Annotated in this window: 7 protein-coding genes and 1 pseudogene; 2 read left to right on the top strand and 6 right to left on the bottom strand. The window is 68.0% G+C overall.

Features of this window, described 5'->3' with window-relative positions:
• Window positions 1–34: 34 nt before the first annotated feature.
• Together eccCb and G6048_RS43980 are read right to left on the bottom strand one after the other, a co-directional pair.
• Complete coding sequence (gene eccCb, locus G6048_RS43985) at window positions 35–4,357, bottom strand: type VII secretion protein EccCb (RefSeq protein ID WP_165345222.1); 4,323 nt, start codon at window positions 4,355–4,357, stop codon at window positions 35–37.
• Complete coding sequence (locus G6048_RS43980) at window positions 4,320–4,778, bottom strand: effector-associated constant component EACC1 (protein ID WP_206342875.1); 459 nt, start codon at window positions 4,776–4,778, stop codon at window positions 4,320–4,322. The genes eccCb and G6048_RS43980 overlap by 38 nt, the downstream gene beginning before the upstream one ends.
• Before the next feature lie 362 nt (window positions 4,779–5,140).
• Here G6048_RS43980 and G6048_RS43975 point away from each other — a divergent pair, with 362 nt between their 5' ends.
• Together G6048_RS43975 and G6048_RS43970 are read left to right on the top strand one after the other, a co-directional pair.
• Entirely contained in the window at window positions 5,141–6,247 is a 1,107-nt protein-coding gene (locus G6048_RS43975; protein WP_328828750.1) for a glycoside hydrolase family 6 protein, read from the top strand.
• 192 nt (window positions 6,248–6,439) lie between these two features.
• On the top strand, window positions 6,440–6,649 hold the full coding sequence (locus tag G6048_RS43970) for a hypothetical protein (protein ID WP_165345224.1): 210 nt from the start codon (window positions 6,440–6,442) through the stop codon (window positions 6,647–6,649).
• 97 nt (window positions 6,650–6,746) lie between these two features.
• Here G6048_RS43970 and G6048_RS43965 read toward each other — a convergent pair whose 3' ends face one another.
• The 4 genes and pseudogenes from G6048_RS43965 to G6048_RS43950 form a co-directional block, all read right to left on the bottom strand.
• The gene (locus G6048_RS43965; RefSeq protein WP_235991053.1) at window positions 6,747–7,607 is read right to left on the bottom strand and encodes an alpha/beta fold hydrolase; all 861 of its coding nucleotides are present in this window, start codon (window positions 7,605–7,607) and stop codon (window positions 6,747–6,749) included.
• A gap of 102 nt (window positions 7,608–7,709) precedes the next feature.
• Window positions 7,710–8,150 carry an SRPBCC family protein gene (locus tag G6048_RS43960; RefSeq protein WP_165345220.1) on the bottom strand — a complete coding sequence of 147 codons (441 nt, stop codon included), beginning with the start codon at window positions 8,148–8,150 and terminating at the stop codon, window positions 7,710–7,712.
• A gap of 104 nt (window positions 8,151–8,254) precedes the next feature.
• Window positions 8,255–8,533: pseudogene (locus G6048_RS43955) on the bottom strand (DUF6879 family protein); the annotation flags it as partial.
• A gap of 9 nt (window positions 8,534–8,542) precedes the next feature.
• Window positions 8,543–9,235 carry a haloacid dehalogenase type II gene (locus tag G6048_RS43950; RefSeq protein ID WP_165345219.1) on the bottom strand — a complete coding sequence of 231 codons (693 nt, stop codon included), beginning with the start codon at window positions 9,233–9,235 and terminating at the stop codon, window positions 8,543–8,545.
• Window positions 9,236–9,588: the final 353 nt, after the last annotated feature.

Genomic DNA, 9,588 nt, shown 5'->3' with positions numbered 1-9,588 from the left:
CGGGCGGGTCGGGTCGGTGACCTGAGGTCGAATCTCAGCTGAATTGCTCAGGCAGATAACCGAGTTGGACACCGTGAGTGGCCGTCCGCTGCACCAGCGTCCCGCGTCCGGGCGGCTGGCGGCTGGGTTTGACCCTTCCCAGCAGCATCCCTTCGGACGGGTCGCCCGACAGTACGAGGCCCTGCGCGCCGAGCTCCTTCATCCGATGGACGAACGGCTCGTAGAGGCCTCTCGAGGCCCCGCCCGTGCTGCGTGCGAGAACCACGCGCAGGCCCACATCGCGGGCGTGCGGAAGATACTCCAGGAGCGGCGCCAGTGGGTTGCCGGTGCTCGTCGCGACCAGTTCGTAGTCGTCGACCAGCACGTACACGTCCTTGCCCTCGTACCAACTGCGGCTGCGCAGCTGGTTGGCCGTGACATCGGGGCCAGGCATCCTGTCCTTGAGGACAGTGGCCAACTGGTTGATGACGTCGAGGACCGGTGGTCCCGAAGGGCAGTAGCTCAGGAGGTGCGCCTCGGGGATCTCGCCGAGCAGTGATCGCTGGTAGTCGACCACGAGCAGTTGGGCCTCGCTCGGCGAGAATTTCCCGCAGATCTGGTGTGCCAGCATCCGCAGGAACGAGCTCTTGCCGGACTCGCTGTCTCCGAAGGCGAGGAACAGTGGGTCGGTTTCGAAGTTGAGGAACACCGGAGCGAGGCGGGCGTCCTCGATTCCGACGGCGACACTCCTGCCAGGGACCTGGTCAGGGCCCGGCAGTTCGTCGACGGGTAGCAGCTCCGGCAGCGTACGGATCGGCGGTGCCTCCGGGCCCGTCCAGTTCTTCCGTACGCGCTCGACCAGTCGGCCCGTCTGGTCGAGGAGTTCTCCTTCGATGTCGTCGTCCAGCTTCGGCAACGCGGTCAAGAAGTGCAGCTTGTCGCGGGACAGGCCCCGGCCGGGAGCCCCCAGGGGAACCAACACGGCCTGCCTCCGGTCGATCTCAGAATCCATCGGATCACTGAGTCGCAGCTCGATTCGTCCGAGCATCTGATCGCGCAACGCGGCGCGGACTTCCGCGTACCGGGAGGCGCTGATCAGTAGATGCACGCCGTAACCCACACCGCGCTGGGCGATGTCGTTGACGACCGGTTCGAGGGCCTCATAGTCCGTACGGACGGTTGACCAGCCGTCGATGACCAGGAAGACGTCGCCCCACGGCTGGCCCGGCCACTCCCCGGCCGCGCGTCGCTGGCGATACGTGGCGATCGAGTCGATTCCGTAGTGGCGGAAGAACTTCTCGCGTTCGTCCAGGACGCCCGCCACCTCTGCGACCGTGCGCCGGACCCGGTCCGCTTCCAGTCGCGAGGAGACGCCACCGACGTGCGGCAGCCCGGACAGGGGAAACAGCCTCCCGCCCCCGAAGTCGAGGCAGTAGAACTGCGCCTCCTGAGGCGTGTGAGTGAGGGCGAACGAGGTGACGAGCGAGGCCAGGAGGGTCGACTTCCCGGACTGCGGTCCACCGACGACGAGCGTGTGCCCATCGGCTCCGGTGGCATCCGCCCAGAGCACGCTGCGTCGCTGGTTGAACGGGTCATCCGCCATTGCGTACGGGGCACTCAGGGGCTGCCCCTCGGTGTGCAGGCCGGCTTCCGCAGTGGTGATCAGTCCCCCGGGGAGAAGCCGCTCCACAGAGGGCGATTCGTCCAGTGGCGGCAGCCAGATCCGGTGGGCGCGCGGTCCGGTGGTCGACAGTTGCTTGACGACGACCTCCAGCAGTGAACTGGGGTCTTCGTTCTCGTCCGTGCTCGGCAGAGGTGCGGATGCGTATGGGGCCTTGAAGCGGATCAGCTCGCCCTGCGTGTTCGCCCTGAGGTACCCCGCACCCGGGTCCGGCGGCAGGTGGTTCGCATCAGGGTGGCCAAGGACCGCGCGAGACTCGGTGGCCGAAAATGTGCGCAGACCGATGCGGTACGACAGGTATGTGTCCATGCCGCGGAGCCTGCCCTCCTCGAGCCGCTGCGAGGCGAGCAGCAGATGCACGCCGAGCGCGCGGCCGAGGCGGCCGATCTGTACGAACAGGTCAATAAAGTCAGGCTGAGCGACCAGGAGTTCGGAGAACTCGTCGATCACCAGGATCAGTACGGGGATGGGGTCGAGGCGGGTCGCGTGACGCGCCGCCGCGAGGGATGCACGGGCTTCCTCGTATGCATGCAAGCCCGATACTCCTGCGGCGCGCAGCAGTTGCTGACGTCGGTTCAGTTCGCCGCTGATCGCGTCGCGCATCCGGGTCATGAGCAGGGGATCGCCCTCGAGATTCGTCATGACCCCCGACACATGGGGCAGATCCGCCAGTCCGCGGAAGGTCGCACCGCCCTTGAAGTCGGCCAGAAGGAAGGACACTTCTTCCGTGGTGTGGCGTACAGCGAGTCCGAGCACGATCGAACGCAGCAGTTCGGACTTGCCCGATCCGGTGGCCCCCACGCACAGGCCGTGCGGACCCGTCCCGCCCTGCGAGCTCTCCTTGAGGTCGAGCAGCACCGGCTGGCCGTTCTCACCGTCACCGATGGGCACCGTGAGTCGATCCTGGGGATTCGGGTGGTTGCGCAGGGCCGGCAGATTCAGCGAGGCCGGGTTGTCGATGCCCAACAGCCTGGCGAAAGCCGTGCTCTGCGAGCCGGCGGAGAACCCCCCGGCCCCTTCGCCTCTCCCCTCCAGAAAATCCGTCCACCCCTCCCGCACCAACTCCGCGGTCTCCGCCAGCGACTCCCGCGCAGCCGCCGGACCGGTCCCGTCGTCGAACCGTGGCACCGCCACCCGGAATCGCCGGCGCCGCGACAGCGCCCACCCCACCGCCACCCCCGACGCCAGCGCCGCGTCGAAGGCAGACTCTTCCGGGTTGTCCAGGGCGAGTTCGAGCCGGGTGCCCAGCAGGCCAAGCAGGTCGGCGGAGAAGTCGCTCCAGCGGCGGGCCGTGACCAGCAGATGGACGCCGTAGTTCAGGCCCGTGTTGGCCAGCCGGTTGATCGTGTCGGCGAAATCCGGGTGTTCCCAGCAGAAGTCGAGCCAGCCGTCGACGACGAGGAACACATCGCTCGCGGCTCCCTCCTCGATCCGGTCCGTGGTACGCAGCGCGCGGAACGCCTCGATGGAGTCGACGTCGAGATCGCGGAACAGGGCGCGCCGGGTGGAGATGACGGCTTTGACCGCGGTGAGTGCGGCCTCGACCGAGCTGTGCTCGTGCGGCGCGGCGTACGTCCGCACATGTGGCAGCGAGCGCAGTACGCCGAGCCGGTTGACCGCACCTTCGAGCAGATGGAACTCCGCCTCATGAGGGGTGTGCGTCAGCGCCAGCGACATGATCACCGAACGCAGCAGTGTCGTCTTGCCGCTGCCCAGCTTGCCGACGACCGCGGCATTCCCGTCCCGGCTGGAGAAGTCGACGCACATCAGGTCGCCGCCCGTGCCGTTCTCCACGCGGCCGATGGGCGCGACGAGCCGGGACGCGCCCTCCCAGGCGTCGCAGATGAAGCCGCGGTCGACGGTCGCCACGGGCGGCGGCAGGAGCGAGCCGAGCGTGAGCTCCTCGGCCATGGCAGCCCGGGCGGCCGGTCCCGCGGCGGCGTCGATCCATGGCGCGTAGGCCAGCTCGACATGCCCTTCGCACTGGCCCGACTTGGTCGGCGTCTGTTCGGGGCCCGCCTGGTTGACCACGGTGTCGTGAACGTAGGCGTACAACTCCTCGGGAGTGATCACCCCGTCCCGGTTCTGGTCCGCCATACCGGTGCTCAGGCCCTCGATGACGGCCGCAGTGAATCGAGGGGCCGACAGGGGGTTGTCGATGGTCCGGTGCTCGCCCTCGTACGCGTATTCCAGGGCCGTCGACGCCGTGATGACGAAGGTGCCGCGCCCGACGAGCGCGGACTCCACATCTACGGGGGCGTCGGACATGGGGGCGCCCCGGTGGAAGAGTCCGCTGTAGCAGCAGTCCAGCAGCACGATTTTGGTACGAGCCTGACACTCCTCGAGGAGCTGGTGGATGAAGGTGGCCGGGATGGCGGTGGTGTGCGGACGTTTGAGCTTGGTTTCCAGGGTGGCGAAGAACAGCCGGTCCGCTTCGTTCCTGATGCCGTGGCAGGCGAAGTAGAGCAGCACCAGGTCGTCCGGAGAGCGGTCGCTGAGCGCTTCCTCGATCTCGGTCTCGATCTCGTGCTTGGGCCGGTTCAGCAGTTCGCGTACGAAGTCGAACCGGCCGATCGCCGGGTCCCGTAGCAGCGCCTTGAGCTCGGAGGCGCCCCGTGCCGGAGCTCTGAGCTGGTTGAGCCCGGGGTCCTGGTAACCGTCAGTCGCGACCAGCAGTGCGATCCGGCGTCCCGCCATCGCCCACTCCCGGCTCGTCGTCGGTGCTCCCGTCGCCCGAGGCAGCGGCGGCCTCGGCGCTGATCCGTGCGGCCACCACCTCAACGAGCGCGTGCTGGTCCTTCGCGGACAGGGCGCTGAACGAACCCTTGTGCTCGTCGAATTCCCACTCCACGGCCCGCGCCTTGGAACGCTGCACGTAGGCGACCAGCACATTGCTCACGGACTTGGCCGCGGCTGCCGAGAAGACGCCACTGAGGACCAGCACCACGAGGTCGTATCCCGCGCCGGACATCGAACCAGGCGGCGGCGCCACGGACTTGCGTTGCACGTTCAGTACGCCCAGTGTCCGCAAGTCCCGATAGAGACTGGCCACTTGACGGTCTGTCTGCTCCGCAGTGGCTTCGGGACCGGAGTCGATCCGGAGCTCCAACCGGTGCATGGTCTCCCTTTCCCCCGACGTTTCCACCGACGCGCCCGTGGCATCGGCCCGCTCGGTGATCGTAGCCGCAGCGCGTGGTGCGGGACACGCCTTCCGGTATGGGACTTCCGCTACGGGGCTTGCGACAGACCCGAGACGCCCGATGCCGACAAGGGCTGTCCTGCTGCAGCCACCTTGACGGACAGCCAGGTGCGCGACGAGGCTCGTGGGAGCGCTCCCGCAAGTCCGCGAGTCCCCGGTGACCGTTGCGAACCTGGAGTGAACCCATGAGACGTATCTCAACGGGCCTGGCTGCCTTAATGGTTGGCCTGGCCTCTCTGTTGAGCGCGCCGACGGCGGGCGCGGCTGATGTGGTGGATGTTGTGGCTGATGCGGCGGAGCCCGAACGTCGCAGATCAGGCCTGTACGTCCCCGAGGCCAACCCGGCGGCGTACCGCCAGGCCTTCGAGCTGGCCCGGACGGGCCAACTCCGGGAGGCGGCAGGCATCCTGACCATGGCCCACACGCCGCAGGCAGTCTGGTACGGCGACCAGACGCCGACCCAGGTCGAGCGGCAGATCCGCGACGTGGCGCGCGACGCGGACCGGCACAACGCGCTGCCCGTCTTCGCCCTCTACAACGTGCCCGGCCGTGACTGCTCCAACTACTCCGGCGGCGGCGCCTCCAACACGGCCGAGTACAAGGCGTGGATCGACGCGATCGCGCGCGGCATCGGCAGCCGCGACTCGCTCGTCGTCCTCGAACCCGACTCCCTCGCCCTCGTCCCCGCCGACTGCGGCCAGGACGACGCCCAGGGCACGCTCACCGCCGCCCGCTACACCGAGGTCAACTACGCGGTGGACAAGCTGGAACCACTGCGCGGCACGCGGGTGTACCTGGACACGGGCCACCCCGGCTGGCACACCGTCAACTCGATCGTCCCCCGCCTCCTCAAGGGCGGCGTCGCCCGCGCCACGGGCTTCTACACCAACACGTCCAACTACCAGACCGACGACGCCAACTCCTGGTACGGCAAGCTGATTTCGTCCTGCCTCGCGTACGTGGACGGAGGCGGCGACGCGGCCGACTGCCCCAACCAGAGCTGGCCACGCGCCAACGCCCGGGCCTGGCTGGAGGAGAACGTCCGCGTACCACCCTCCCGTATGAAGCACTTCGTCACCGACTCCAGCCGCAACGGCCAGGGCCCGTGGACCCCGCCCCCGGGCAAGTACACGGACCCCCAGGACTGGTGCAACCCACCCGACCGCGGCCTCGGCACCCGCCCCACCCTCCGCACGGGCGACCCGCTCCACGACGCCCGGCTGTGGATCAAGATCCCGGGCGAATCGGACGGGCTGTGCCTGCGCGGCACGGAGGGGCCGGAGGACCCGGAGCGCGGGATGATCGACCCGGATGCGGGGGACTGGTTCCCTGAACAGGCCCTGGAGCTGGTGCGGTTGGCCAATCCGCCGATTCTCGGCGGAGGTTGAGGGCTTGGGAGTTCGATGAGCAGCGGGCCCGCCTGGCCGGCGCGCCCGCTGCTCAGGCTTCAGGCTCACGAGGAATTCGGCCGACTCGGAGCACTTTGCCGCCAACCGTGCACAACTGAACGACGACGCCCCGCAGTTTCAACTACACAGGGAGACCGGAACGCTCTTGCCTGACGGGAGGACCGGCCGGTGGTGCTGACGATCAACGTGGCGTTCTTGCTCGCTGTGATCATCGTCGTACGACTGCGTCGCCGAACGCAGGCCAGAAGCAGGAACGACGAGAAACTGACCGTGATCATCGTGCTGCTCTTCGGCGTACTGATCGCCCCGACAGAGTTGGGCCAGGGCATCCGGAACGTCCTGGGCCAACTCGTGGACGGCATCTCAGAGTCGGGGCGGTGAGCTCCGCCCGTCTGAAGCGGACCAGGACCGGTGTCAGGCAGCAGACTCACCCTCACGGCCTCCTGGGGATGACGTCAGTCGGCGAACCGGCCGAAACCTATGCGCCCACCGTGCCTTGCACGAATCGCCGAAGATGCGCACGCACGGCGTCAGGCTGCTCCAGCCAGGGCTCGTGCCCAGCGCCTTCGATCCGCGTCAGCGGAAGATCGAGCCGGAGCGCAAGTGATTCAAGAACCGACACAGGGCGGGGATCGTCGGCCCCACCGAGGAGCTCCGTTCGCGCGGGCAGGCACGCGCGCAGCTCGGCCAGATGCTCATCGAGCGGGTCCGCGCGTCCTTCCCTGCCAAGTTCACCATTCATAGTCCAGTTGACGGGGCGACGCCGCCGGGCACCTTGCGCGGCCCAGTGCCACCCGCGTTCGCGATCGGCGTGGTCGGTGAACCAGGCCAGCGTGAGCAGCTCGACTTCCTGTTCCTCCGTGCGGTCCGGCAACTCCTCCAAAGCGCGGAGCCGCTCCTGCTCTTCTGCGGACATACGGCGATCGCGCTCCGCTCGGTAACCGGAGCGCCAATCACCGACGAACGGCCCGCACATCAGCAGCATCGCGGCAACCCGGTCACGGTGCGCCAGGCAGAACCTGCTCACCAGGTCGGTGCCATAGGAATGCCCAATCAGCACGGCCTTGGACACGCCCCATGCGTCGAGCAGCTCGGCGAGATCGTCGACATGCCGGGCGAGGGAATGGCGCCCCCGCCACGGCGACCGGCCTGTGCCACGCTGGTCGTACCGGTACACGGGCGCAAGGTGCGCGACCATGGCGGCGACATCGCCCAGGTAGTCCGGCAGACCCGGACCGCCATGGAGCATGACTACGGGCGGCTGCCTGGTGGTGTCTCCCAGCGCTATCCAGCGCACCTGCGCCTCGTCCGTCATCGACACGAGGCCCTGCGTCTCCATCGAGGTCACCGCGGGGAACCTACCGGTCTCACTGAGGCTCTGCCAAAGGTCAAATAACAAGCCGGAGAGCCGCGAGAGGTCGTGCCGCAGGGCCGCCGGCGATCAAGACGGCTTCAACAACCCGTCCACGGCGCGTCCGAACATCCGCCGGGCCACCCACCCCAGTGGCCCGTCGAAGGCAGTCGGCAGTCGGCGTACGCGTAGTTCCTCCTGCCACACCACCCGCGAACCTCCGTTCCCGTATGGATGCACGGTGATCTCGGCCCACCCGGTCACGAACGTCCCGCGCTTGAGCAGGCGGCACGTCCCTGAGACTCCGTCCGTCGGTGGTCGCCAGGTCACGACCTCCATCGGGTCGTCGAACGCGAGGCGGCCGATTCCCGATCGCGCCACGAAGACCGTGCCCTCGCGGGTCGGTGGTGGGGTGACGACCGTGACCTGGGTGAGCGGTACGACATCGCCGTGACGTTCCCAGGTCGTCATCTGCCGCCAGACCTGGTTGACGTGACTCGGAGATACGCGTTCCAGGAGGAAGAGGGCCACGGGTCGATCGTAGGCAGGCGAGCCGCACGGGTGACTCGCTGCCAAGGCCGGGCTTGACCTCCAATCGCCGTGATCTCAGCCATCAACGATCCCTAGCCGTCCAAGCGAGGCAGCCAGCGGACGTCTTCGCTGGCCTCGATCAACTCCCGTGTGACGTAGTGCCCCCAGCGGATGTACTCGCTCACCGGCTCCGAGACGACGCGTGCGCGGCGGATCACCACGCCCCTGCTGACCGCGTCCGCAATCGCCTGGTCGTACGGGTGCCACCAGGAGGCGCGGTCCTCCCAGTTGATCCGCTCGCCGCGTCGCCACGCCTCGAAGCGCTCGGTGGGCGCGTAGGCGTCGCGCAGCTCCAGATGCACGGCGGAGTGATCGCAAGCACCTCTGCGCTGCTACGCCGCCGTCAGCTCGGTGACCAACTCATCCAGGCTGTTCGACCGCCAATCGAAGGTGTCGGTCCTCTTTGGAGGGTCCCCGACTGGTCTCTGAACGTAGGCGGTTCGCATTCCCGCCGCCTGGGCTCCTCGCAGGTCCCAGGCGTGGGCGGCGATCTTCAGGACGCGCTCTGGTGGGCATCCTGCCGCGTCGATTGCGAGCCGGTAGACCTCCGGGGCGGGTTTGTGGGCCCGGGCTTCTTCGGCGGACAGGGCTTGGTGCCAGCGCAGGCCGGCGTGTGCGTTGAGGTGGAGCAGAGTTGTGCGACTGGCGTTGGAGAGGCCCAGTACGGGAAAGCGCTGGGCCAAGCGCGTGAGACCGGTGAGGGAGTCGTCCCAGGGTTTCAGCCGTCGGCTCGCGGTCGCCAGTCGGTCGATGACCGCCGGGTCGGTGAGGCCGGCACGGTCGGCTACGCGTTGCGCTGCCTCGCGGTCGATGGTCTCGGTGTTGGCGTACGCCCGGCTCTGTTCCTCCATGCGTCGCTGCTCGTGTTCGACATGCTCTTGCCACACGGTGAGCAACTGGTCGACCGACGCATCGTCGGTCGCGGGCACCGCGTCGCGGATGGCCGCTCGAAGTCCGCCTGGCTCGTCGACCATCGTTCCGAGGATGTCGAAGACGACGACCTCGATGTCGGATGCATCGGGCATTCGATCTCCTGTTGAGGGTGTACGGGCGCGGGCGCGACGTAGCGTCTGCAGGTTCGAACTCGGCTGCGGCGGGCCGCACTTGGTGATCCAGTCGGCAGCAGGTACGTCCACTCGCGAGGGGTAGAGCTGTAAATGTGACAGCGCATGGGCGATCTGTAACATTCCTGGATCTGCCTGCCGGTGGGCAGCCGCCATACACCACACCACCTCCGTCTCCGTGTTCGCGACCGGGCCCCGTCGTGGGCGCGACCAGCCACACACGACCCGCACCCACGCCCACGACCCCTCCCGATCAACCGCCCGGAAGCCGACCCCTCACACGTCCAGCAAATCCCGCGCCCGAACCACCGCCC

This window comes from Streptomyces ureilyticus (assembly GCF_011045025.1).
GTDB lineage: Bacteria > Actinomycetota > Actinomycetes > Streptomycetales > Streptomycetaceae > Streptomyces > Streptomyces ureilyticus.
The sequence above is the reverse complement of the archived record's forward strand: the minus strand, read 5'-3'. Positions and strand labels throughout refer to the sequence as shown.

Excerpts from the sequence above, each read along its gene's own strand:
- eccCb (WP_165345222.1), bottom strand. The coding sequence starts at position 4,357 with ATGGCGGGACGCCGGATCGCACTGCTGGTCGCGACTGACGGTTACCAG.
- G6048_RS43980 (WP_206342875.1), bottom strand. The coding sequence starts at position 4,778 with ATGCACCGGTTGGAGCTCCGGATCGACTCCGGTCCCGAAGCCACTGCG.
- G6048_RS43965 (WP_235991053.1), bottom strand. The coding sequence starts at position 7,607 with ATGGAGACGCAGGGCCTCGTGTCGATGACGGACGAGGCGCAGGTGCGC.
- G6048_RS43950 (WP_165345219.1), bottom strand. The coding sequence starts at position 9,235 with ATGCCCGATGCATCCGACATCGAGGTCGTCGTCTTCGACATCCTCGGA.